The following is a 24,368-nucleotide window of genomic DNA, read 5'->3' on the forward strand; positions in this document are numbered from 1 at the left end:
CATCAGCCCTTGACCGCGCCTGCGACGAGCCCGCTGGTCATGCGGCCCTGGACGATCACGAAGAAGATGATGACGGGGATCGCCACGATGGTCGATGCGGCCATCACCTCGCCCCAGTCGATCGCGCGGCTCGTGCTTTGCTGCACGAAGCCGCGCAGCCAGAGCGGCAGCGTCTGGTTCTCGGCATTCATGATCACCAGCGCGACGGTGAACTCGTTCCAGCACTGCAGGAAGGCGAAGACTCCGGATGCCACGAGCCCGGGTGCCAGCAGCGGCAGGGTGATGCGCATGAAGGCCTGGGTGCGGCTGAGCCCGTCGACCATCGCGGCCTCTTCGAGCTCGGCCGGGACGCCGGCGACGAAGCCGCGCAGCATCCACACCGTGAACGGCACGACAGCCGCGATGTAGAGCAGGCTCAGCCCGAGGATGTTCGACAGCAGGCCGAGCTCGCTCATCATCTTGTACTGCGCGATGAACAGGCCCTCGGCGGGCAGCATCTGGATGATCAGGATCGCGAGGATGAACGTCGTGCGGCCGCGGAAGCGGAAGCGGCTGATCGCCACCGACGCGAGGAACGCGAACAGCAGGCAGCAGAACACCGCGATCAGCGTCACCGACAGGCTGATCCCCAGCGCGCTGAAGAACCTCTCGTTGATGACGGCGCCGAAGTTGTCGAGGTTCCCGCCGAACGGCAGGAAGGTCGGCGTGAACGACTCGAGGGTCGACGACGAGAGCATCGACGAGTTGACCATCCAGTAGACCGGGAACACCCAGATGAGGGCGAGCACGATCGCGAGGATGCTCCATCCCCACTTGGCGCCGCGGCCGCGGGGGCGACGCTTCGCCGGGGCGGCCGGGGCCTGGGACGAGCGCGACACGCGGGTCGGCGCGGGCGCGAGCTGTGCAGAGGCGGACATCAGGCCTGGTCCTCCTTCAAGAGACTGCGGATGTAGAACCAGCTGAGGACGATCGTCAGCGCGAGCACGAAGATCGCCATCGCGGCGCCCTGACCGAAGTTCAGGCCGGCGACGCCCATCTTGTAGATGTAGGTGCCGAGCAGGTCGTAGCTGGTGGTCTTGGAGCCGGCATCCTGCAGCATCGTGATCTGCGTGAAGACGCGCAGGTCCCAGATCAGGTTCAGGAGCAGGACGATCATGATCACCGGACGGATGATCGGCAGCACGATGAAGCGCATCCGCTGCCATCCGGTGGCGCCGTCGAGGTGACTCGCCTCGACCATCTCGGTCGAGACCTGGGTCAGGCCCGCGTAGGCCGAGAAGGCCACGAACGGCACCGACATCCACGTGACGATGATCGACGCCACGAGGAAGAAGACGAACGGGTCTCCGCCGATCCAGTTGTACTGGTTCATGTCGACCCCCGGGATGAGGTCGAGCAGGTAGTTGACGACGCCGCGCCGGCGGTCGAACAGCCAGATCCACACGGTCATGGCGGCCACGACGGGCATCGCCCAGGCCAGCAGGAGGGCGATCTGCAGCGTGATGCGCACCCATCCGAAGACGCGGGTCATGAGCAGGGCCAGCGCCATGCCGATGACGACGGTGATGAACGCGGTGACGATGCAGAAGATCACCGAGCGCAGCGCCACTTCCCAGAAGGTGGGGCTCGTCGCGACCGCGATGTAGTTCTCGAGCCCGACGAACTCGGGCGGCTTGCCGCCCAGCTGCTGAAGGGCGCCGTACTTCTGGAAGGACGTGATGACCTGCCACACGACGGGATAGCCCATGCCGAACAGCAGGATGGCGATCGCGGGGATCAGCAGGAAGTAGGGAACGGGTGAGCGACGACGGGTTCCGACGGACTCGTCGGCCCTCTGGTCGTGCTCGAGGTTGGTGGGGGCAGGAACAGCCATGCCCGCCTCCTTCGGGGGGTCTCGCAGGGGACCGGGGTCGCGGGCACTGCCCACGACCCCGGCAGGTCAAGAAGGGTCTCAGCCGTTGATGATGGCGTCGATCTTCTCGTCGTACTCCTTGGCCAGGGACTCGATGTCGCCACCGGCGGCCACCTTGCCGAAGAACTCCTCGAGGATCTTCTGACCCTCGACGGCGGCCCAGCCCGGCGCGGCCGGGGTGAGCTTCGAGTTCAGCGCCGACTCGATGAGAGCCGAGGCGAAGATGTCGTCACCCAGCGAGTCGACGAACTTGGTGTTCGCAGGGCCCAGGCCGTTCTTGCCGAGCATCTGCTGGTACTCGTCGGAGAAGATGATGCGCAGCAGCTCCTTGGCGCCGGCCTGGTTCTTGCTCTTGGCCGAGATGCCGATGTTCGAGCCGCCGGCGAAGACCGGAGCGGCCTCGCCTTCGTTGACGCCCGGAAGCGGGAAGACGCCGAAGGTGTCGTCGTTCCACTGGCGGACCTCGGTCACCTTGCCGTCGTCGCCGGTCTTCTCCTCGACGAAGTCACCGATCGACCAGTGCGCCCAGCCGGGTGCGATGATCGTGGCGGCGGTCGGCGGGTTGCCGTTCTTGTCGTTGTTGATGTTGACCCACGGGGTGCTGTCGTCCTCGGTGGCCGGCGCGTTCGACGCGTTCTGGAACAGGTCCTGGAACTGCTCGAGGCCCTTGACGGTCTTCTCGTCGCTCAGCGTCGAGACCCACTTGTCGCCGTCCTTCTTGGCCAGGTCGCCGCCGTTCGCGAAGACCCACGAGACGCCGTTGCGCCAGTCCTCGCCACCGATGTAGAAGCCGGACTGGCTGTCGGTGCGGAGCTTCTTGACGTCGTCGTTGAACTCGGTGAGGGTCTTGGGGACGTCAAGGCCCGCGGCGCTCCAGATGTCCTTGCGGTACGTGATGTAGCGCGAGCCGAAGTAGTACGGCAGCGCATACTGGGCACCGTCGACCGTGCCGACGTCGACGAACGACTGCAGCAGGTCGTCGCCGCCGAGGTCGTCGTAGATGGCGCTCAGGTCGCTGAACGAGCCCGCCGTCGTGAACGTCGGCGACCAGGTGTTGCCGATCTCGGTGACATCGGGGGTGTTGTTGGCGTCGGGGAGCTGGTTCGCGAGCTTCGTGACCGCGTCGGTCCAGTCCTGCTGCTCGATGGTCAGCGTGCCGCCGGTGGCCGCCTTGTACTCGTCCTTCAGGTACTGGCGCAGCTCGTCGGGAGTGTCGCCGCCCATGACCCAGAACGTGATGTTCTGGCCCTTGGCGCCTTCGGGGTCGAACCCGGAAGCGTCGTCGGCCGAACCGTCGCCCGCGTTGCCGCTGCCGGCACAGCCGGCGAGCACCAGTGCCGAGGCGCCGATGAGCGCCACGGCTCCAAGCGTCTTCTTCATGGTGTGTTCCTTCATGTTCTCTTGGTGTTCGGGTGGGCCGGGTGGCCCATCCAGGGGGGTCCGGCGGCGCAGCGGCCGCCGGAGTGGTGATTGCGGGGTCCGGGCCGAGGCCTAGGACACCCCCAGTTGTCCGGACAGGACCATGACGGCCGCTCCGCGCAGGACGATGTCCTGGCCTTGCTCCGTCATCCGCACCCGCACGCCTTCGTCGTCGTTGGACGGCGCAAGCGTTCGCGCACGGAGAGCCTCGACGGCCTGATCCGCAAGGGGACCGCCGAGAAGTTCAGCAGGGCCGGAGAGCACGATCTCCGACACGTCGAGGGTGCCGACCACGGGCGCCAGCGCGATGCCCAGCCGCTCCCCCGCGTCGCGGAGGATGCCCTCGTGCGCCTCGGGATCCGAGGCCTCGGCCAGGCGCGAGGTCAGCGAGGGCACCGACAGCCAGGCTTCGAGGCATCCGACCTTCCCGCACGCGCACTGGGGCCCGCCGTCGGTGCCGACGGTGACGTGGCCGATCTCGCCGGCCGCGAAGCGGCTGCCGCGCATCGGCTGACCGGCCAGCAGCAGACCGGAGCCCACGCCTCGACCGACCTTGACGAGCAGCACGTCGTCGGGGGCGCCGCCGAACGTGTACTCGGCGAGCACGGCGGCGTTGGCGTCGTTGGCGACCAGCACGGGGAGCTCGAGGGCGCTCCGCAGCGCGCCCTCGAGGTCGAATCCGGCCCAGCCGAAGTTGGGGGCCGTGAGGATCACGCCGCGGTCGTCGATCACACCGGGTGTTCCGACGCCGACGCCCAGCACCGGCGCGTGCGCCTCGGCGACGAGCTTGCGGGCGAGGTCGACGACGGTCGTCACGACATCCTCGTCCGCGGGGAGCGGCACCTCGTGACGCGCGACGATGCTGCCGTCGAGCGTCAGCACGGCGCCGATGAACGTGTCACTGCCCGACAGGTCGAGCCCGACGATGCGGTGCCCCGCGTGGTCGAGGTCGACGAGGATGGCGGGCTTTCCGGGACCGGATGCCTCGCGCACGCCGATCTCGGCGACGAAGCCGTCGGCGATGAGCTCGGCGACGAGGTCCGAGATCGTGACGCGCGTGAGCCCCGTCTCTCGCGAGAGGTCGGCCCGACTCATGGCGCCCTGGTGGAACAGCGTCTGCAGCACCAGTGAGCGGTTGTGGCCGCGGGCGTGCTCGGGCAGTACTTTCGCTCCCTGGCGCAGGGTGCGGCCGGGAGCGAATGCGCGGGCATTCGCGGTGGGACTCTGCGGCGTGTCGATAATGGAAGAGCCGCGTCGCGCTTCCGAAGTAGGCATGTTTGTTAGTAGACCTTACGAACAAACATTCCGCAAGTCCTGGAGCCGATTTGGGCGGATGCTTTACAAAACTGTGATGCACACCGCAGGACCGGGTGCGGCCGGGGCCCTCGCTTTCATGCTGTGACCGGCGATTCGTGCGTGACCAGCCCGTGACCCACGCGCGCGCGGGCGTCGCTTACCATTGGGGGAAGCGTGAATCACATTCGGGGGGTGAAGGCGTGACGGATCTGGCGACCCAGCCACAGGCCGACGAGGCGTCCGCACAGGACGGCGTCGAGATCGACGAGGCCGCGGCGAACGCGGCCGACGCCGGCGCCGAAGGCTCCGACACCGAGGATTCGTCCGCCGGCGCGGAAGAGCCCGACGGGGACGAAGCCGGCGCCGAAGGGGCGGACGCCGCCGGGGCGGAGACTGTCGAAGCAGAGGCCGCCGAGGCGGACGCCGCTGACGGCGAGGTCGCTGAGGCTGCCGAGGCGGACGCCGCCGAGGCGACGGATGCCGAGTCTGAACCTGTCGATGACGAGAACGTCGAAGCAGCCGACGCGGAGGATGTCGAGGCCGAACCCGCCGCCGACGCCGCGAACGTCGAGACCGAGGTCTCCGAAGACGAAGCCGCCAAGAACGAGCTTCCCGAAGACGAGGCCCCCGAGACCGAGGCTCCTGAAGACGGCGAGTCCGATGAGGAACCCCCCGAGGACGAGCCGGTCGACGTCGTCGTCGGGAGCGCGGCAGAGGACGATCAGGTCGCCGACGCCGAGCCCGAGGATGCCGCGACGGACGACCCCACCGCTGCGGTCGACGCGGCTGACGCCGCACCTGAGGCTGACGAGCCCGATGACCCCGCCACCGTCGCCGTCGCGACCGCGGTCCTCTCCCCCGCCGCCGAGCCCCTCGCCGCCGCTGAACCGGCCGCCGCGCCCGCACGTGCGGAGGTCTCCGCGACCACCGCAGCCGCGGCGCCGCCGTCGGGATCGGACGGCTCGGTGTACGCGTGGGCAGACTCCGAACCACAGCCCCGTAAGAAGCGCACGGGCCTGTGGCTCGGCATCGCCGCGGGTGTCGCGGTCGTGGGTCTGGTCGTGTCGTCGCTCGTGCTGATCGCGCCGGGCACGACGGTCGCCGGCGTACCGGTGGGCTGGATGACCCCCGGCGCCGCGGCCGGCGCCATCGAGCAGCGGCTCGCCGAGACGACAGTCGTCCTGACCGGCGACGGCGGCGGCGCTGAGGTGACCGGCGCCGAGCTCGGCGCCTCCGTCGACGCGCAGGCGCTGGCCGACGCCGCGTTCGCGGAGCACCCGATGTGGAACCCCACGGCGTGGTTCGCCGAGACCCGCGCCGAGGTCGAGATCGACACCGCCGCCGCCACCGCGGCGCTGCACGACGCGGCGCCGGAGCTGTTCACCGACCCGGTCGACGCGACTGTGGCGTACGACGCCGACTCGGCGTCCTACGTCTCGACGCCGGCCACCGCCGGCAGCGGCGTCGACGTCGCCACGGTGCAGCAGGCGCTGCAGTCCGCGTTCGAGGCGGGCAAGACCCGGGTGAGCGTCGACCCCGTCATCGCAGAGGTCCCCGCGGCCGTCTCGACCGAGGCCGCCGGCGAGACGGCGACGAAGCTCAACGACGTGCTCTCGAACATCGGCTTCTATGTCGGCGACGAGCGCACCGTGCCCGTGGACCGCGCGGTGGCGGCATCCTGGATCACGCTCGGCCACGACGCCGACGGTGCGATCACCGTCGAGGCCGACCAGCAGAAGATCCAGAGCATCGTCGACACCCTGCCCGGCCTCGTGGACCGTGCCGCGGTCGACGCGACGGTCGTCACGAACAGCGCGGGCAAGGTGCTGCCCAATCCGATCTCCACCGGCCTCGAAGGCCGCACCCTCGACAGCACCGACGGCATGGCTGCCACCTTCGCCGATCAGCTCGCCGGCGGGAACGGCGTCTTCGAGCTGCCGGTCACCGCGACGCCGTTCACGACGACGACCCTCGCCCGGCGGATCGATGTCAACCTGAGCTCCCAGCAGGCCACCCTCTTCGAGAACGACCAGGTCGTGCAGAGCTTCGTGATCTCGTCGGGCGCTGCCGGCACCGGGACTCCGACGGGCAACTTCACCATCTACGCGTTCACGCAGATCACCGACATGGGCGCCCTCTGCTACAACCCGAACGCGGTGGGCAGCTACTGCACACCGGACGTACCGTGGGTGACGTGGTTCTACCCCGACATCGCGTTCCACGGGGCGAGCGCCTTCCGCTCCTCGCTCGGGTACCCGCAGAGTCACGGCTGCGTCAACATGTGGGACGACGCCGCGAAGTACATCTACGACTGGTCCCGCGTCGGCACCGAGGTGTCGGTGCACTACTGACGCGCGGCGGATCGATGCGACGAAGGAGCGTTGAGGCGTCGCGGGTCGAGTTCGAGCGGCACTTCGACTCGCTCCGCTCGCTCAGTGCAGGTCTTCGCGAGTCGAAACCCTCGTGACCTGAACGAAGAACGGAGTGGATGCCTCGGCCCGAGGCATCCACTCCATTCTTGTCGTTCGGGGTCAGAGCCCGTCGATCACCGCGTTGAACGTCGCCGACGGACGCATGACGGCCGTGACGAGGTCGGCGTCGGGACGGTAGTACCCGCCGATCTCCACCGGTGAGCCCTGCACCGCGATCAGCTCGTCGACGATCTGCTGCTCGCCGGCGGCCAGGGCCTGGGCGACGGGCGCGAAGGCGGCCGCGAGCTCGGCGTCCGCCGTCTGCTGCGCGAGCTCCTGCGTCCAGTACAGCGCCAGGTAGAAGTGGCTGCCGCGGTTGTCGATCGTGCCGAGGGCGCGGCCGGGCGACTTGTCGTTCTCGAGGAACGTGCCCGTCGCGGCATCCAGCGTGTCGGCGAGCACCTTCGCCTTCGCGTTGCCGGTGAAGTCGGCGAAGTGCTCGAACGAGGCCGCCAGCGCGAAGAACTCGCCCAGCGAGTCCCAGCGCAGGTAGTCCTCGGCGAGCAGCTGCTGCACGTGCTTGGGGGCCGAGCCGCCCGCGCCGGTCTCGAACAGGCCACCGCCGGCGAGCAGCGGCACGATGCTCAGCATCTTGGCGCTCGTGCCGACCTCGAGGATCGGGAACAGGTCGGTGAGGTAGTCGCGCAGCACGTTGCCGGTGACCGAGATCGTGTCCTCGCCCTTGCGCAGGCGGTCCAGCGAGTACTGGGTCGCCGCGGCCGGGGCCAGGATCTCGATCGTCAGGCCCTCGGTGTCGTGCGCCGTGAGGTACTCGCGCACCTTGGCGATGAGGGCCGCGTCGTGCGAGCGGTTCTCGTCGAGCCAGAACACGGCGGGGGCGCCGGTGGCGCGGGCGCGGGTGACGGCGAGCTTGACCCAGTCGCGGATCGCGACGTCCTTGGTCTGGGTCGCGCGCCAGATGTCGCCCGGCTCGACGGCGTGCTCGAGGAGCACGTCGCCGGCCTGGTTCACGATCTGGACGGTGCCTGCGGCGGCGAGCTCGAACGTCTTGTCGTGGCTGCCGTACTCCTCGGCCGCCTGCGCCATGAGCCCGACGTTCGGCACGGTGCCGATCGTGGCGGGGTCGAGCGGACCGCGGGCGATCACGTCGTCGATCACGGTCTGGTAGACGCCCGCGTACGACGAGTCGGGAATGACGGCCAGCGTGTCGTCCTCGCCGCCGTCGGCGCCCCACAGCTTGCCGCCGTTGCGGACGAGCGCCGGCATCGAGGCATCGACGATCACGTCGGACGGCACGTGCAGGTTGGTGATGCCCTTGTCGGAGTTGACGTACGACAGGCGCGGCGAGTCGGTGGCCGCGGCGATCGCGGCGGCGATCTCGTCGCCGCCCGGGGCGCTCGCGAGTCCCGCGAGGATGGCACCGAGCCCGTCGTTCGGGGTCAGTCCTGCCTCTGCGATCTTGTCGCCGTACTTGTCGAACACGTCGGCGTAGTACGCCTTGACGACGTGGCCGAAGATGATCGGGTCGCTGACCTTCATCATCGTGGCCTTGAGGTGCACGGAGTACAGGACGTCCTCGGCCTTGGCGGTCGCGAGAGTCTCGGCGAGGAAGGCGTCGAGCGCGGCGGCCGACAGGAACGTTCCGTCGACGATCTCGCCCGGGAGCACCTTGAGGCCGGTCTTGAGAGCGGTGACGGTGCCATCGGCAGCCACGTGCTGGATCGTCAGCACGTCGTCCGCGGGGATGACCGTCGACTTCTCGTTCGACTTGAAGTCGTCGTGGCCCAGGGTCGCGACGCGGGTCTTGGAGCCCTCGCCGAACGCCTTGTTGCGGTGCGGGTGCTTGCGCGCGTAGTTCTTCACCGACAGCGGCGCACGGCGGTCGCTGTTGCCTTCGCGCAGCACGGGGTTGACCGCGGAGCCCTTGATGCGGTCGTAACGCGCGCGCACGTCCTTCTGCTCGAGCGTCTCGGCGTCGTCCGGGTAGTCGGGGATGTCGTAGCCCTGCGACTGCAGCTCGGCGATCGCGGCCTTCAGCTGCGGGATCGAGGCCGAGATGTTCGGCAGCTTGATGATGTTCGCCTCAGGCAGCGTGGCCAGACCACCCAGTTCGGCCAGCGCGTCGCCGACCTGCTGCTCGGGGGCGAGGTTCTGCGGGAACGCGGCGAGGATGCGGCCGGCCAGCGAGATGTCGCGCGTCTCGATCGCGACCCCGGCCTGGCCGGCGACGGCCTGCACGATGGGAAGGAAAGACGCGGTGGCGAGGGCTGGAGCCTCGTCGGTGTAGGTGTAGATGATGGTGGAGTCGGTCACCTGAATCGGTCCTGTCGGTGCTGCGGACGGGTCGCGCACAGCCTATCGCAAGCACCTGGAGAGATATCTCGACGTCAAGATATCTCGGCACGTGAACATTGTGTTTCCGTGTGAAATCCACAGTGCCGGATGCCGCGTTCCGGGCTAGCCTGGGGCGCATGGGTGATCTGCGACTCGTCGAACTGTCCGCCTCGACCATCGTGGCGGTCAACAATATGTCGCTCAAACCCGGGCAGGAGGAGTTCCTCTCCCCCGTCAGCTACGGCATCGCGGCGACAGTCGTGAACCCGCAGACCACCTGGCAGCGCGTCGTGCTGGACGGCGAGGCCGTGGTCGCGTTCATCAGCGGCAACTTCGACCTCGAAGACCCGCAGGAGCACTTCCGCTCCGTCCTGTGGCGCATCAACGTCGACGCCGACGATCAGGGCAAGGGCATCGGCCGGTTCGCCGTCGAAGGACTCATCGAAGAGGCGCGCAACCGCGGCATGGACCACGTCAACGTCATCTATGAGGCGGGCGAAGGCGGCCCGCAGGCATTCTTCGAGCGTGTGGGCTTCTCTCCGGTCGGTGAGACCGAGTACGGTGAAGTCATCGCCGAGATCAGTCTCTGATCCGGCGGAACGGCGTCCGGCCTGGGGAACGGACGATCAGCGCCGGCCGGCGCTCCAGAGACCGGCGGCGGGGCCTCGAATACCCCTCCCCCATCGAGGCCTCGTCGCCTTCTCCCGAGGCGGCTTCGAAGCGCTTCCTGACAAGGCGTTAGGGTAGGCGCGTGCCGAGATTCGACCTGTCCCCTGCGGAACTCGAGGCGTACGCGCCCGACGTCCGCGAACCTGAAGACTTCGACGACTTCTGGGCGACGACGCTCACCGAGTCGCGTCGATGGGATGCCGCACCCGACGTCGTGCGCGCCGACACCCCGTACACCGCGCTCGACGTGTTCGACGTCACGTTCCCGGGCTTCGGCGGCGACCCCGTCAAGGCATGGCTGACGCTGCCCGCCGGCATCGACGGGCCGCTTCCCGCCGTCGTCGAGTACCAGGGGTACGGCGGCGGCCGGGGTCTTCCCGGCGAGCACCTCGGCTGGGCGGCCGCCGGCTATGCGCACCTGTTCATGGACACGCGCGGTCAGGGCTCGATGTGGGGCTCGGGCGGCGACACCCCCGACCCGCACGGCACCGGTCCGTCGTCGACAGGCTTCATGACCCGCGGCATCGAGGACCCCGCGGACTACTACTACCGCCGCGTGTTCACCGATGCGGTGCGCGCCATCGACGCGATGCGGACGCTCCCCCAGGTGGACGCCGACCGCGTCGCAGTGTGCGGGGCGAGCCAGGGCGGCGGCATCGCGATCGCGGCCGCCGGCCTGTCGGACGGCGTCGTCGCGGTGATGCCCGACGTGCCGTTCCTGTGCCACTTCGAGCGTGCCGTCGGGCTCACCGACGCCGACCCGTACCAGGAGGTCGTGCGCTACCTGTCGGTGCACCGCGGGCTGGACGACCGGGTGTTCCAGACGCTGTCGTACTTCGACGGGGTCAACATGGCGAAGCGCTCGGATGCCGCAGCCCTCTACTCCGTCGCGCTCATGGATGCCATCTGCCCGCCGTCGACCGTCTACGCCGCCTTCAACCGGCAGCAGACCGGCACGAAGCAGATCGAGGTCTACACGCACAACGGCCACGAGGGCGGCCAGGCGTTCCAGTTCCCGAAGCAGGCCCGCTTCCTCGCGGCCCTCGTGTGACGTCCTCGTCCGGTCGTTGAGCGACGATTCGTCTCGACTCGCCGCTCAACGACCGGGCCTACACCGCTTCGAGGTGCAGCACGAAGGCCTGCACGGGCCACAGCGTCGGCAGCTGCAGACCCACGTCGGCCAGCAGCGCACCGGGCAGCTCGACCTCACCGGCGGTGAACCACTCCGGCGCGATCCAGCCGTACTCGGCCGCACCGATCTCGGTGCGCACGCGCACGCGGTAGCGCCGGTCACGGTCGAGCCCGGGGATGCGCAGGCGCTCGGCACGGGCATCCTCGAGGCTCGCCACCGTGGCGACGATGAACACCGCCGCAGCCTCCGCGACGAAGCCGGTGACGCGCCATGCGGGGTCCCGCAGGTCGGGATGCACGACGGTCCCGGTGTGGACGATGGGCCGCAGCTCCTTGTACAGCGCCGCGAACCGCGTGATCGCCGCGGTCTCGTCGGCGTCGCACGACAGGATGTCCCACTCGAACCCGGCGGAGCCCATGAGGCTCGTCGCCATGCGGTACGACAGCGCGGTGGTGCGACCGGACGAGTGCGAGGTCGTCGGGCCGACATGGGCTCCGACGAGCTCGGGCGGCAGCAGCAGGCCCGTCCAGCGCTGGATGTCCTGACGCTCGACCGGGTCGTTCGAGTCGCTCGCCCACACGCGGTCGGCGACCTCGAGCACGCCCAGGTCGGTGCGTGCGCCGCCGCTGGAGCAGGACTCGATCTCGAGCGAGGGATGCCGGCGCTTGAGCGCGGCCATCAGCCCGTACACGGCGACCATCTGGGCGTGCCCGCCGGGGCGGCCCGAGTGGACGCTCTCGACGAGGTCGCGGTTGTGGTCCCACTTGATGAAGTCGATGCCGAGCCCGCCGACGAGCGCGTCCATCTGGCCGAGCACATGCGCGTACGCGTCGGGGTTCGCGAGGTCCATGACGTACTGCCCGCGCCACGACAGGCCGGGCTCGTGGTCGAGATGCCCCGGGTCGTGCAGCAGCCAGTCGGGGTGGGCGCGCGCGACATCGGAGTCGAGGCTCACCATCTCGGGCTCGAACCACAGCCCGAACTGCATGCCGAGCCCGTGCACCTGGGCCGCGAGGGGTCCCAGCCCGTCGGGCCACACCTCGCGGTCGACGACCCAGTCGCCGAGGCTCGTGGTGTCGTCGCGGCGCCCCTGGAACCAGCCGTCGTCGAGCACGAACCGCTCGATGCCGACCTCGGCGGCGCGCGCGGCGAGCGCGGCGAGCCGGGCCGGGTCGTGGTCGAAGTACACGGCCTCCCACGTGTTCAGCACGAGCGGACGAACGGATGCCGGGTGCTGCGGCCGCGCGCGCATCCAGGTGTGCACACGACCGGCGAAGCCGTCCAGACCGTGCCCGCTGTGGACGAACGCCGCGCGCGGCGCCGCATACTCGTCGCCCGGCGAGAGGCGGATCTCGCCGGGACGCAGCAACTCACCCGCGCCGATCAGAGTCACCGCGTCGGTGATGCGGTCGATGCGCGTCGTGAGGTCGCTCGACCACGCCAGGTGGACGCCCCACAGCTCGCCCTCGCGCCAGCGCGGGGCGCCGATCCCGGCGATCGCGGCCACCGGGTTGTCGTGGCCCGGGCGGCCGCGACGGGACTGCCGGACCGTCGCACCCGCGGGCACGGGGGTGACCACGGGCCGCTTCTCGCGCGTCCAGCGCCCGTCGAACGTGAGCAGCGTGTCGGTCGTCGTCGGCACCGGGAGCGCCGCCTCGAGCCAGTCGACGTCGACGGGTGCGGCATCCGCCCCGCCCTCGTGGCGCAGCACGTGCTGCACCCACACGACGCCGCCCGCCTCGATGGCGACCTCGATCGTGAGGAGCAGAGCGGATGCCGCATCCCGGGCGCGGAACTGCGCCCCGCGCTCATCGGCCTCGACGCCGTCGAGCAGCCAGCGCGGGTGGTGCACGATGCCCGCGGCGCGCAGCTGCATCCCCGGGCGCCCTGTCCACCCGTCGCCCTCCTGCGGCGACAGCGACACCTGCCAGGCGGCGTCGAGGGTGCCCGGCGGGGTCTGGCGGCTCAGCGCCTGAGCGAGCGCGACGCCGTCGGCATCGGTGAGCGGGCCGGTCGCCGGGCCCCAGTGGAGCACACTGGGCACACCGGAGCCGCGGGCGTCGATGATGACGCCGACGCCGTCGCGTTCGAGGTGGATGAAGCCGGAGGTCATGCGGTGGTCCTCTCTGCGGGGGGTCGTTCGCCCGTGCCGCGCTCGACGATCCACGTGGGCATCTCGAGCTGGCGGGTGAAGCCCGCCGGGTCCTGCATCCGCTCGATCGCGAGCGTCGCGGCGGCCTTGCCGAGCGCGAGCGGGTCGTAAGTGATGACCGACACCCCCAGCACGTCGGCGGTGTCGAAGTCGTCGAAGCCGATCAGGGCGGTCCGCCCGTCGTCGTCGCGGTCGCGCAAGGCGCGCAGCGCGTCGATCGTGACGCGGTTGTTGCCGGTGATGATGGCGGTGGGCGGATCGGCACGGTCGAGCAGATCCGAGATCAGGCCGTCGGCCGGACGCGCCAGGTCGTCGGCCAGCCGCTCCCACGGCGAGGAGTCGCGGATGCCGTACGCGGCGAGCGCATCGCGGTACCCGCGCAGGCGCTCGGCCTGCGTGTAGACCGATGCCGGGTTGCAGATGTAGCCGATGCGGCGGTGCCCGCGCTCGAGCAGCCGCGTGGTCGCCTCGAACACCCCACGGTGGTTCTCCAGCACGATGGAGTCGGCGACGAGGTTGCGCGCCGGGCGGTCGATCGCGATGATCGGCGTCCCCAGGTGACGCTCGCCCTCGAGATAGGACTGGTCGTCGGCGACCGGGATGAGCAGCAGCGCACCGAGGCGCTGCCCGAGAAGCGCATCGGCGACGCGCTCCTCTCCCTCGGGGGTGTCGTCGGTGGTCGCCACCACCAGCGAGAAGCCGTGCGCCGACAGCTCGCGCTCGATCCCGGCGGCGAGCTTGTAATAGAACGGGTTGTTCAGCTCGCCCATGATGAACCCGATCGTGTCGGTGGGGCCGCCGCGACGCAGATTGCGCGCGAGCGGGTTGGGGCGGAACCGCAGTCGCTTGGCGGCCGCCAGCACGCGGTCGACGGTCTCGGGCGCGACCAGGTCACGGTGCGTGAAGACGCGCGACACGGTCTTCGAGCTCACGCCGGCGAGCCGTGCGACGTCCTCGAGAGTCGCGCGCTGTTGAACGTTCATCGATGGCCTCCTTGCCGGGCGCGGTTCACGCTAGCAGTCATCGTGACGAAATGTCTACGTAGGACATTCTCTGGACATTGCCGATTCTTCGGCTTTCCAGATGCCAATCATTACCCAGATAAATAGACATTTCTCAACCGGCACTTCCCTGCGGACAGGACAAGACAGCGCTGACATCGGCTACTTGCGGAACCGCTTCGAAGCGCTCTAATCTGACGGCGCGACGAACCACGCGACGGTGCGATGATCCGCACCGGCAGTTCAAGGGCGAACCTGACAAGGAGAATCACATGGCGAAGAAGGCAATCGCGTCCCTCGCGTTGCTGGCGACCGCCGCGGTCGCGATGAGCGGCTGCGCGGGCAGCGGCTCCGACGACGCGAGCAACACCATCGACGGCGACATCAAGGGCGAGATCAAGGTGCTCACCTGGCGCACCGACCTCGTGCAGGACGGCACGTACGACCGTTACGTCAAGGAGTTCGAGGCGAAGTACCCCGACGTGAAGGTCAAGATCGAGGCCGTCACCGACTACGCGACCGAGATGCAGACCCGCATGTCGACCAGCAACTACGGCGACGTCATCGGCATCCCGACGATCAAGCCCGACCAGTTCGACCAGTTCCTGGAGCCGCTCGGCAAGACGTCGAGCTTCGAGGACACGTACCGCTTCCTGCCGGCAGCGAGCTACGACGGCACCCAGTACGGCATCGCCTGGGGCGGCAACGCCAACGGCGTCGTCTACAACAAGAAGGTCTGGGAGGAGGCGGGCATCACCGAGCTCCCCACCACCGAGGACGAGTGGCTCGAAGACCTGCAGAAGATCAAGGACAAGACCGACGCGGTCCCGCTCTACACCAACTACAAGGCCGGCTGGACGCTGACCCAGAGCTTCGGCAACCTGGGCGCGATCACCGACGACCCCGACGCCCCCATCACGCTCGCCGAAGACAAGGCGCCGTGGACCGAGGGCACCGACCAGTACGCGATCGACTCGCTGCTGTACGACAGCGTGGCCGCCGGTCTCACCGAGGACGACCCGCTGACCACCGACTGGGAGCAGTCGAAGGTGCTCATCGGCACCGGCAAGATCGGCGCCATGACGCTCGGCTCGTGGGCCGTCTCGCAGATGAAGGCCGCCGCCGAGGACAACGGCGCATCGGCCGACGACATCGGCTTCATGGCGTTCCCCGCGAACGTGGACGGGCAGCAGTACGCCGTCATCGGCGGTGACTACAACCTCGGCGTGAGCAAGCACTCGAAGGCCAAGGCCGCAGCGTGGGCGTTCATCCAGTGGATCGTCGGCGAGTCCGACTACGTCGAGGTGCAGGGCATGGTCCCCACGGTCAAGAGCCAGCCGCTGCCCGAGGCGCTCACCTCGTTCGAGGACGCCGGCGTCGAGCTCATGGAGATCAACCCCGCCCCCGCCGGCAAGGAGGCCCTCCTCAACACGACCGCCGACAAGGCGCAGATCGACCTGTACGGCCCGATCTACCGCCAGAAGATGGTCGACATCGCCCGCGGTGCGGCCGACGGCGACAAGGAGAGCTACTTCGCCGAGCTCAACGACAAGTGGGGCGCCGCCGTCGAAAGCGTCAAGGGCTGACGGAAGGAGGGCGACAGACAATGGCCATCGCAACACCTGGCGCGGCACCCGCGGACGCCCCTGCCGCCCTCTCCGCCCCGGTCCGGGGTCGGCTCGCCGGGATCTCCCGGCGGGCCGGCCGCCGCGACCGGAAGGGCGGCTCCGCCGGCGGCGGGATCATGAAGCACCTCACGCCGTGGCTGTTCCTCGCCGCGGCGGTGGGACTGCTGCTGCTGTTCACCTACTGGCCTGCGGCCAACCTGTTCTACTACAGCATCACCGACTGGGACGGGTTCGATCAGACCAAGAACCTCGTCGGGTTCGACAACTACGTGCAGGTCTTCACCGACCCGCGCATCTTCCCGGTGTTCTTCGTCAGCCTCTACTACTTCGTGGCGTCGTTCTTCCAGATCGCGATCGCGCTGTACTTCGCCACGATCCTGAGCTTCTCGACGAGGTTCTCGAACTTCTTCCGCGGCGTGCTGTTCTTCCCCTACCTCATCAACGGGGTCGCGGTCGGGTTCGTGTTCCTGTACCTGTTCCAGCCCGACGGCACGCTCGACACCGTCCTCGGCTGGTTCGGCGTCACCGATCCGCCGCAGTGGCTGGGCGATCCCGACATCGTGAACTGGTCGCTGGCCGGCACCTCGGTGTGGCGCTACACGGGCATGGGCTTCGTGCTCTTCCTCGGCGCGATCCAGTCCATCCCGCACGAGCTGTACGAGGCGGCCGAGATCGACGGCGCGAACCGCTGGTCGCAGTTCTGGGCGATCATCTTCCCCGGCATCCGCCGCGTCGTCGGGCTCACCGTGATCCTCGCGATCTCGGGCAGCCTCAGCGTCTTCGAGGTGCCCTTCATCATGACCGGCGGCGCGAACGGCTCCAACACGTTCGTGATCAACACCCTGCAGACCGCGTTCAGCTACCGGCAGGTCGGGCTCGCGTCGGCGATGGCCGTCGTCCTCCTGTTCATCGTGCTGATCGTGACCTGGATCCAGCGCAAGGTCTTCCCCGACGAGAAGGTCGATCTGACATGACCACCACCGAACCCCTGCGCACGATGCCGGTGCGCACCGCCCTGCCCGAGCGCAAGATCCGCGGCCGCTCCCCGTGGGAGCGCCTGCGCGGCGGTACGGCGACGACCGCGAAGTACACGAGCCTCGTCGTCGCGTCGATCGTCACGATCCTGCCGCTGTCGGTGCTGCTGTTCGCGGGTCTCAAGACCAAGACCGAGTATGCGCAGACCGGCCCGTTCACACTGCCGTCGAACTGGCTGAACTTCGACAACTTCGTCACCGCGTTCGTCAGCGGCAAGATGCTCGAGGGCTTCGTGAACACGACCATCGTGCTGGCGGTGTCGCTGGTGGGCACGATCTTCATCGGCACGGCCGCCGCCTATGCCCTGGACCGGTTCAACTTCCGCGGCAAGCGGCTCGTGCTCGCACTGTTCCTCATCGCGACGCTGATCCCCGGAGTCACGACGCAGGTCGCGACGTTCCAGCTCATCAACGCGTTCGGCCTCTACGATTCGATGCTGGCCCTGATCATCCTGTTCATGGGCACCGACATCATCGCGATCTACCTTTTCATCCAGTTCATGCAGTCGATCCCGATCTCACTCGACGAGGCTGCCATGATCGACGGTGCGAACCGCTGGACGATCTACTGGCGGATCGTGCTTCCCCTCCTCCGCCCGGCGATCGCGACAGTCGTGATCATCAAGGGCATCGCCATCTACAACGAGTTCTACCTGCCCTTCCTCTATCTGCCGTCGCAGGGATTCATCTCGACGTCGCTGTTCCGGTTCAAGGGACCGTACGGCGCCCAGTGGGAGGTGATCGCCGCCGGGACGCTCCTCGTCATCATCCCGACGTTCATCGCCTTCCTGCTGCTGCAGCGCTGGATCTACAAGGGCCTGACCGCAGGAGCCGTCAAGTGACCACTGCCCTCACGTTCCGTCCGATCGACACGGGGTGGACGCTGCGCGCGTCGGCCGGCCCCGCGCCGACGGGCCTCGACGCCGCGATCCCCGCGGTCGTGCCCGGCTGCGTGCACACCGACCTGCTGTCGGCCGGGCTCATCCCCGACCCGTTCCTCGACGACAACGAGTCGGCGCTGGCCTGGATCGGCCTCGTCGACTGGACGTACGGGACGTCGTTCGACTGGACGGCGGATGCCGCCGACCGCACGGATCTCGTCTTCGAGGGTCTCGACACCGTCACCACGATCCGCCTGAACGGCCGTGAGATCGGGGCGACCGCCAACCAGCACCGCTCGTACCGGTTCGACGTGCGGGACGCGCTGGTCGACGGCGAGAACGACCTGGTCGTCGCGTTCCGCTCGCCGATCAAGTACGCCAACGAGCAGAGCGTCTCCCTCGGAGTGCGCCAGCGCCCCTACCCGCTCCCCTACGACGCGATCCGCAAGTCGGCCTGCAGCTTCGGGTGGGACTGGGGCATCGCGACCTATACGAGCGGGATCGTCAAGCCGGTGGGCCTGGAGTCCTGGTCCGTCGCCCGCCTGGCCGAGACCCGGGTGGTCGCGACGCCGTCGGGCGATGGCGGCACGGTCACCGTCGAGGTCGCCGTCGAACGGGCGCCGGGGGCGGCATCCACTCCGCTCTTCATCAGCGTCGCCGCCGCGGGACCGAAGGCCGCGCTCGACGATGGGACCGCGCCCAGCGCGACCGCCGAGGTCGTCGGCGACCGTGCGCGCGTCGTGCTCGAACTGGCCGAGGTGGAGCGCTGGTGGCCAGCGGGATACGGCGCTCAGGCGCTCTACGTCGTCGACGTGCGGCTCCACGGGGCCGGCGAGGCGCGGGTGCTCGACGCGACGCACCGGTCGGTCGGCTTCCGCGACGTGCGGTGGGACCTGACCGCCGACGAGTCAGGCACGCCGTTCACCCTCGTCGTGAACGACCAGCCCGTCTTCGTGAAGGGCGTCAACTGGATCCCCGACGACGCCCTGACGGTGCGGATCACGCGTGACCGGCTGCGGCGGCGGTTCGAGCAGGCGCTCGACGCGAACCTCAACCTGATCCGGGTGTGGGGCGGCGGGCTGTACGAGTCCGACGACTTCTACGAACTGGCCGACGAGCTCGGGCTGCTCGTGTGGCAGGACTTCCTGTTCGCGTGCGCCGCATACGCAGAAGAAGACCCGCTGCGCTCCGAGATCGAGGCCGAGGCGCGCGAGAACATCATCCGGCTCGGCCACCACGCCTCGCTCGTGCTGCTCACCGGCAACAACGAGAACCTGTGGGGCTACGAGGACTGGGGCTGGAAGCTGCGCCTGGACGGCAAGACGTGGGGCGCCCACTACTACTACGAGCTGTTCCCGGCGCTCGTCGCCGAGCTCGCCCCGCACGTGCCCTACGCTCCCGGCAGCCCGTTCAGCCCCGGCATGGGCTGGGACGGCGAGCAGCAGACCGGTCCACACCCCAACGACGAGCTGCACGGCTCGATGCACCTCTGGGAGCAGTGGAACCGTCGCGACTGGACCACGTACCGCGAGCACACGCCGCGCTTCGTGGCGGAGTTCGGCTGGCAGGGGCCGCCGGCGTGGTCGACGCTCGTCCGCTCGGTCTCGGATGCGCCCCTCACCCCCGAGTCGCCGGGCATGATCGTGCACCAGAAGGCGGCCGACGGCAACGCCAAGCTCACCAGCGGGCTCATCCCCCACTTCCGGCTGCCCGAAGACATGGAGACCTGGCACTGGGCGATGCAGCTCAACCAGGCGCTGGCCGTGCGCACGGCGCTGGAGCACTTCCGCTCGTGGGCGCCGCACACGCAGGGCGCCATCGTGTGGCAGCTCAACGACTGCTGGCCGGTCACCTCGTGGGCCGCGATCGACGGCGACGAGCGCCCGAAGCCGCTCTACTACGGCCTCAAGAACGCGTTCGCCCCGCGCGCCGTGACGATCCAGCCCCGCGACGGCGGCCTCGCCGCGGTGCTGTCGAACGACACCTCCGACGCGTGGAGCGGCGAGCTCGTCGCGCGCCGGCTCGGGTTCGACGGCGCCGAACTCGACCGGTTCACGAGCGCTGTCTCGCTCGCACCGCGCGAGACCGTCGTCGTCCCGCTCCCCACCGGGGTCGCGGATGCGCGGGACGCCGCCGGCGAGCTGGTCGTGGCGGGCGTCGACGACGTGCGCGGGTTCTGGTTCTTCGCCGAGCCCCGGGACTCCTCGCTCGGCGCCGCACAGGTCGAGGTGACCACGACCGCTGCCGAGGGCGGCACCCTCGTCACGGTCGCTGCCCGGAGCCTGGTGCGCGAGCTGACGCTGCTCGTCGACAAGGTCGACCCCGACGCCGTCGCCGCGGACGCCCTGCTGACGCTGCTGCCCGGCGAGAGCACGACAGTGCTGGTGCGGCACGACGGACCTGTGCTGGCGGCATCCGCTCTGTCGGATCCGCGTGTGCTGCGGACGGCGAACGAACTGGTCGCCTCGTGACCGCCCCGCTCCCCCAGGCACTCGACCCGTACGTGGCCGGAATGACCTGGGGGTGGACCGGCGTGCGCGGAACGTGGGCCACCGACGGCGCGGCCGAGTCGATGCGCCTCATGGCCGGGCACGGCGTGAACTGGACCGCTCTGGCGTACTCGGCGCTGCAGGACAGCGCCCAGTCGACCGACGTGCGGTTCCGCGACGCGCCGACCGTCACCGACGACGAGATCGTCTGGGCGATCCGCGAGGCGAAGTCGCTCGGGCTCAAGGTGTGCCTCAAGCCCGTCGTCAACGTCGCGGACGGCACGTGGCGCGCCCACATCGGCTTCTTCGACCAGGACGTGCCCGGCGAGCCGACGTGGGGCGAATGGTTCGCGTCGTATCGCGAGTTCCTCCTCCACGCGGCGCGCATCGCCGAGGCCGAGGGATGCGAGATGCTCTGCATCGGGTGCGAGATGGTGCGCGCCGACGCGCGCGAGGCGCAGTGGCGCGCGCTGATCGCCGACATCCGCGCCGTGTACACGGGCATCGTCACGTACAACTGCGACAAGTACCAGGAGGACCGGCTCACGTGGTGGGACGCGGTCGATGTCATCGCCTCGAGCGGGTACTACCCGATCGACTCGTGGACCGAGCAGCTCGACCGCATCGAACGGGTCGTGGTCGGGTCGGGTAAGCCGTTCTTCTTCATGGAGGCGGGATGCCCGTCCCGCGAGGGGTCCCCCGCCCGGCCCAACGACTGGGCGCTGCCCGGCGGCCCCTCCGGCGCTGAGCAGCTGCGGTACTACGAGGCCATGTTCGCCGCGTGCGACGAACGACAGTGGATGCGCGGCTTCATGCTGTGGGACTGGCCGGCCGGGCTGTACTCCTCCTCCGACGCCGCGACCAACGACGACTACTGCCCCTACGGCAAGCCCGCCGGTGCGTTCCTCCGGAACGCGTACCGGCGCCGGGCGGGCGGCGCCTGAGCCTCCCGCCTGCCCGGGGCCCGGCATCCACCGGCGCCCTTCCCTGTCCACCTCCCCGACCTCCCCACCCATGCACTGCCGACCGAGAGGGATTCGACGATGAACCGCCCCCTGTTGTCTGTACGCACTGCCATCACCACCGCCGCCGCAGCCACCGCCGCCACGGCGCTCGTGCTCGGCGGGCTCGCTCCTGCCGCGAGCGCCGCCGCGCCCGCGCCGGCGAGCCCCGCCGCCACGGCCTCGGTAGACCTCGTCGACGACGCCGCGACCCCCGAGACCCGCAGCCTGTTCGCCTACCTGCGCGATGTGCGCGGCACGAGCATGCTGTTCGGCCACCAGCACACCACCGACTACGGCGAGAGCTTCGCGGTGCGCGACGGCGTCTCCAGCGACGTCAAGGCCGCGACCGGCGACTACCCCGCCGTGTTCGGGTTCGACGGGCTCATCATCGAGGGCCGGGAACGCCCCGGCATCGCCGACGCTCCGCGCGAGCAGAACGCCCTCACCCTCGCGCAGTCCATCCGCGAGGCGCACGACCTCGGCGGCATCTCGACGCTGAGCGCCCACATCGAGAACTTCGTCACCGGGGGCGACTTCTACGACACGTCCGGCGACACCCTGCGCGCGGTGCTGCCGGGCGGCGCGAAGAACGCCGACCTCACCGCCTACCTCGACCTCGTCGCACTGGCGGCGACGAACGCGGTCGACGCCGACGGCACCCCGATCCCGATCGTCTTCCGGCCCTGGCACGAGAACGCCGGCTCCTGGTTCTGGTGGGGCGCCGCATTCGGCACCCCCGGCGAGTACGCCGAGCTGTACCGCTACACCGTCGAGTACCTGCGCGACGTCAAGGGCGTGCACAACCTGCTCTACGCGTTCTCGCCCGGCGGCGGGTTCGGCGGCGACGCCGAGCTCTACCTGCGGACCTACCCCGGCGACGACTTCGTCGACCTGCTCGGCTACGACACCTACGACGCCGCCGCGTCGCCCGCGTTCCTCACCGGGCTCGTCACCGACCTCGGCATGATCGCCGAGCTCGCCGACGAGCGCGGCAAGATCAGCGCGTTCACCGAGTTCGGCATCTCGGGCGGCGTGCAGCCCGACGGCCAGAACCAGAACACGTCGTGGTACACCGATGTGCTGAACGCGATCATGGCCGACCCCGAGGCATCCCGCTCCGCCTACATGCTGACGTGGGCCAACTTCGGCGAGTCGACGACCCCGTACACGCCGACCAGCGGCGAGATGCTGCCCGACTTCCTGCAGTACTACGACGATGCCCGCACGCTGTTCGCGTCGGATCTGCCCGATGTGTACGACGTATCGACGGATGCCGCCGCGGCGGCCCCGACCGCCCACCTGGCGAGCCCCGCCGACGGCGCCCGCGTCGCGACCAGCCCGACCACGCTGCGCGCCTCGGTGCGCGGCTACGACGCCGACCGCGTGTACGTCACGGTCGACGACGCCGTGGCAGAGGTCGAGCTGACCGCGCCCGCGGCGGGCGGCCTGTGGTGGACGGGAACCTGGTCGGTGCCCGCCGAGCTGCTCGACAACTCGACGCACACGCTGACCCTGCACGTCGTCGCAGGCGGAACCGAGGTCGCCACCCGCACCTCGACGGTCGTGACCGGCGAGCGCCCGCAGCTGGCGCCCGGCACCGTCGACGACTTCGAGGGCTACGGCGACGACACGGCGCTGCGCACCGAGTACACGCAGATCGGCGCCAATGCGATCGGCCTCGCCCGCGCCGCGGACGGCGCGGCGGTCGGCGGCGGCACCCAGGCGCTGCGGTTCGACTACTCGTTCGCGACGCAGAGCTACACCGGCGTGGGCAAGCAGGTCGCGGCGGACTGGTCGGACTTCTGGGACTTCCAGCTGTGGGTCGACCCCGACGCGTCGAACAACAAGCTCGTGCTGCAGCTCGTGGCCGACGGCGTCTCGTTCGAGGCCTATCCGTCGCTCGCGGGCGACGACCCGTACCTCGCGACGATCCCGTTCGCGGACTGGCGTCCGGCCCCGTGGGACACCGCGCACGCCGATCGGCGCCTGACACCGGAGACGCTGGCCGAGGTCACCGCGTTCAACATCTACGTCAACGCCGTCGACGGGGGTGCGGCATCCGGTTCCGTCTCGCTCGACGAGCTGCGCGCCGTCCCCGGCACCCCGCCGCCGACGACGTACGCCGACGTGCCGCGTGAGGCCGCCGACTACGCCGCGATCGAGTGGCTGCACGGCGTGTACGACCTGGGCGACAAGAACGGGCGGTTCCACCCCACCCGCGCGGTGTCGGCCGACGAGCTGCGTGCGGTGTTCGCCGCGTACGACGCCGCGGCCGCCGCGCCCGCCGGCACGTCGCGGCTCGACCTGGCCGTCGCCCTGTGGCAGCTGGCGGGTTCGCCGGAGCCCGGTGCGGCCCACGCGTTCCGGGATGTTCCGGATGCCGCCACCGCCGCCGTCTCGTGGGCCGTCGACGCGGGCGTCATGGCCGCCGCATCCGCCACACGCTTCGGTGCGGCGCCGCGGGTCGACCGTGCGGAGCTCGCCCGGTCGCTCTTCGCGACGGACGCCGTGCGCGTCGACACGGCGCCCGTCGTGATCTCGGACTTCACGTCGGGCGCCGACGGGTGGAACATCGCCTCATGGGAGACCAATGGGGGCACGGCCTCCGCGACCGGCGGCAGACTGGTGGTGGACCCGGGAGCCGGGGGCGACTGGGTCAGCCGCTCGGGTGGGCTCGACCTGTCGGGGCGCACCCAGCTGCTGCTGGATGTGTCGTCGACCACCGGCTTCGACACGAAGGCCGCGCTGCAGCTCGGGCCGGACTGGACCTGGTGCGAGACCGCGCAGGCCGGCTGGGTCTCGGGGGCGCACACGGGCGCCGATGCGGTGGTGATCGACCTCACGACGCTGAGTGCCGACTGCCAGGCGCTGCTCGGCGACGTGCGCGGGATCAACGTCTATCTCAACGAAGGACACCACGAGCTCGACGCCGTCTCGGTGCGCTAGCACCGGCACGGCACGAGGCTCCGGGGAAGAAAGGGCGAC

16 protein-coding genes are annotated in these 24,368 nt (G+C 69.6%); 9 read left to right on the plus strand and 7 right to left on the minus strand.

Translation table 11 applies throughout. The features are described 5' to 3' along the window. Positions 1-2 precede the first annotated feature (2 nt). From ABEA46_RS08300 to ABEA46_RS08315, 4 genes are all read right to left on the minus strand, one after another. Positions 3-917: a carbohydrate ABC transporter permease gene (locus ABEA46_RS08300; RefSeq protein WP_345543957.1), complete on the minus strand. Its 915-nt coding sequence runs from the start codon at positions 915-917 to the stop codon at positions 3-5. After that, a complete protein-coding gene (locus ABEA46_RS08305) occupies positions 917-1,873 on the minus strand; it encodes a carbohydrate ABC transporter permease (RefSeq protein ID WP_345543958.1) in 957 nt (318 codons plus the stop codon). The genes ABEA46_RS08300 and ABEA46_RS08305 overlap by 1 nt, the downstream gene beginning before the upstream one ends. 78 nt (positions 1,874-1,951) lie before the next feature. Next, complete coding sequence (locus ABEA46_RS08310) at positions 1,952-3,292, minus strand: extracellular solute-binding protein (RefSeq protein ID WP_345543959.1); 1,341 nt, start codon at positions 3,290-3,292, stop codon at positions 1,952-1,954. A gap of 111 nt (positions 3,293-3,403) precedes the next feature. Further along, positions 3,404-4,606, minus strand: a complete 1,203-nt coding sequence (locus ABEA46_RS08315; protein ID WP_345543960.1) for an ROK family transcriptional regulator — start codon at positions 4,604-4,606, stop codon at positions 3,404-3,406. A 221-nt stretch (positions 4,607-4,827) separates the two neighbouring features. On the opposite strand from ABEA46_RS08315, the gene ABEA46_RS08320 reads away from it, so the two are divergent. Next, positions 4,828-6,978 carry a L,D-transpeptidase gene (locus ABEA46_RS08320; protein WP_345543961.1) on the plus strand — a complete coding sequence of 717 codons (2,151 nt, stop codon included), beginning with the start codon at positions 4,828-4,830 and terminating at the stop codon, positions 6,976-6,978. Positions 6,979-7,158: 180 nt separating this feature from the next. Here the strand turns inward: ABEA46_RS08320 and ABEA46_RS08325 are convergent, their stop codons facing one another. Next, positions 7,159-9,372 (minus strand): NADP-dependent isocitrate dehydrogenase, encoded by a 2,214-nt coding sequence (locus ABEA46_RS08325; RefSeq protein WP_345543962.1) that lies wholly within the window; start codon positions 9,370-9,372, stop codon positions 7,159-7,161. A gap of 158 nt (positions 9,373-9,530) precedes the next feature. On the opposite strand from ABEA46_RS08325, the gene ABEA46_RS08330 reads away from it, so the two are divergent. Together ABEA46_RS08330 and ABEA46_RS08335 are read left to right on the plus strand one after the other, a co-directional pair. Next, positions 9,531-9,983, plus strand: a complete 453-nt coding sequence (locus ABEA46_RS08330) for a GNAT family N-acetyltransferase (protein WP_345543963.1) — start codon at positions 9,531-9,533, stop codon at positions 9,981-9,983. A gap of 161 nt (positions 9,984-10,144) precedes the next feature. After that, positions 10,145-11,113 (plus strand): acetylxylan esterase, encoded by a 969-nt coding sequence (locus ABEA46_RS08335; protein WP_345543964.1) that lies wholly within the window; start codon positions 10,145-10,147, stop codon positions 11,111-11,113. A 58-nt stretch (positions 11,114-11,171) separates the two neighbouring features. Here ABEA46_RS08335 and ABEA46_RS08340 read toward each other — a convergent pair whose 3' ends face one another. Then, positions 11,172-13,307: an alpha-galactosidase gene (locus ABEA46_RS08340; RefSeq protein ID WP_345543965.1), complete on the minus strand. Its 2,136-nt coding sequence runs from the start codon at positions 13,305-13,307 to the stop codon at positions 11,172-11,174. After that, the gene (locus ABEA46_RS08345; protein ID WP_345543966.1) at positions 13,304-14,329 is read right to left on the minus strand and encodes a LacI family DNA-binding transcriptional regulator; all 1,026 of its coding nucleotides are present in this window, start codon (positions 14,327-14,329) and stop codon (positions 13,304-13,306) included. Before ABEA46_RS08345 ends, ABEA46_RS08340 begins: the two co-directional genes overlap by 4 nt. A gap of 290 nt (positions 14,330-14,619) precedes the next feature. On the opposite strand from ABEA46_RS08345, the gene ABEA46_RS08350 reads away from it, so the two are divergent. The 6 genes from ABEA46_RS08350 (at position 14,620) to ABEA46_RS08375 (ending at position 24,329) form a co-directional block, all read left to right on the plus strand. Further along, positions 14,620-15,933: an ABC transporter substrate-binding protein gene (locus ABEA46_RS08350; RefSeq protein ID WP_345543967.1), complete on the plus strand. Its 1,314-nt coding sequence runs from the start codon at positions 14,620-14,622 to the stop codon at positions 15,931-15,933. A gap of 20 nt (positions 15,934-15,953) precedes the next feature. Then, positions 15,954-16,949: a carbohydrate ABC transporter permease gene (locus ABEA46_RS08355; RefSeq protein ID WP_425563175.1), complete on the plus strand. Its 996-nt coding sequence runs from the start codon at positions 15,954-15,956 to the stop codon at positions 16,947-16,949. Then, a complete protein-coding gene (locus ABEA46_RS08360; RefSeq protein WP_345543969.1) occupies positions 16,946-17,851 on the plus strand; it encodes a carbohydrate ABC transporter permease in 906 nt (301 codons plus the stop codon). The genes ABEA46_RS08355 and ABEA46_RS08360 overlap by 4 nt, the downstream gene beginning before the upstream one ends. Continuing rightward, the gene (locus ABEA46_RS08365) at positions 17,848-20,361 is read left to right on the plus strand and encodes a glycoside hydrolase family 2 protein (RefSeq protein WP_345543970.1); all 2,514 of its coding nucleotides are present in this window, start codon (positions 17,848-17,850) and stop codon (positions 20,359-20,361) included. Before ABEA46_RS08360 ends, ABEA46_RS08365 begins: the two co-directional genes overlap by 4 nt. Beyond that, positions 20,358-21,323, plus strand: coding sequence for a glycoside hydrolase family 113 (locus ABEA46_RS08370; RefSeq protein ID WP_425563176.1), 966 nt, complete (start codon positions 20,358-20,360; stop codon positions 21,321-21,323). The genes ABEA46_RS08365 and ABEA46_RS08370 overlap by 4 nt, the downstream gene beginning before the upstream one ends. Before the next feature lie 99 nt (positions 21,324-21,422). After that, positions 21,423-24,329 carry a glycosyl hydrolase gene (locus ABEA46_RS08375; protein WP_345543971.1) on the plus strand — a complete coding sequence of 969 codons (2,907 nt, stop codon included), beginning with the start codon at positions 21,423-21,425 and terminating at the stop codon, positions 24,327-24,329. The last annotated feature ends 39 nt before the right edge of the window (positions 24,330-24,368 follow it).

The sequence above is a fragment of the Microbacterium jejuense genome (genome assembly GCF_039544225.1).
Classification (GTDB): domain Bacteria; phylum Actinomycetota; class Actinomycetes; order Actinomycetales; family Microbacteriaceae; genus Microbacterium; species Microbacterium jejuense.

What these genes read in the sequence shown, in the direction of transcription:
- ABEA46_RS08375 (WP_345543971.1), top strand. Translation starts at nt 21,423, where the DNA reads ATGAACCGCCCCCTGTTGTCTGTACGCACTGCCATCACCACCGCCGCC.
- ABEA46_RS08300 (WP_345543957.1), bottom strand. Translation starts at nt 917, where the DNA reads ATGTCCGCCTCTGCACAGCTCGCGCCCGCGCCGACCCGCGTGTCGCGC.
- ABEA46_RS08360 (WP_345543969.1), top strand. Translation starts at nt 16,946, where the DNA reads ATGACCACCACCGAACCCCTGCGCACGATGCCGGTGCGCACCGCCCTG.
- ABEA46_RS08315 (WP_345543960.1), bottom strand. Translation starts at nt 4,606, where the DNA reads ATGCCTACTTCGGAAGCGCGACGCGGCTCTTCCATTATCGACACGCCG.
- ABEA46_RS08355 (WP_425563175.1), top strand. Translation starts at nt 15,954, where the DNA reads ATGGCCATCGCAACACCTGGCGCGGCACCCGCGGACGCCCCTGCCGCC.
- ABEA46_RS08305 (WP_345543958.1), bottom strand. Translation starts at nt 1,873, where the DNA reads ATGGCTGTTCCTGCCCCCACCAACCTCGAGCACGACCAGAGGGCCGAC.
- ABEA46_RS08345 (WP_345543966.1), bottom strand. Translation starts at nt 14,329, where the DNA reads ATGAACGTTCAACAGCGCGCGACTCTCGAGGACGTCGCACGGCTCGCC.
- ABEA46_RS08350 (WP_345543967.1), top strand. Translation starts at nt 14,620, where the DNA reads ATGGCGAAGAAGGCAATCGCGTCCCTCGCGTTGCTGGCGACCGCCGCG.
- ABEA46_RS08330 (WP_345543963.1), top strand. Translation starts at nt 9,531, where the DNA reads ATGGGTGATCTGCGACTCGTCGAACTGTCCGCCTCGACCATCGTGGCG.
- ABEA46_RS08340 (WP_345543965.1), bottom strand. Translation starts at nt 13,307, where the DNA reads ATGACCTCCGGCTTCATCCACCTCGAACGCGACGGCGTCGGCGTCATC.
- ABEA46_RS08310 (WP_345543959.1), bottom strand. Translation starts at nt 3,292, where the DNA reads ATGAAGAAGACGCTTGGAGCCGTGGCGCTCATCGGCGCCTCGGCACTG.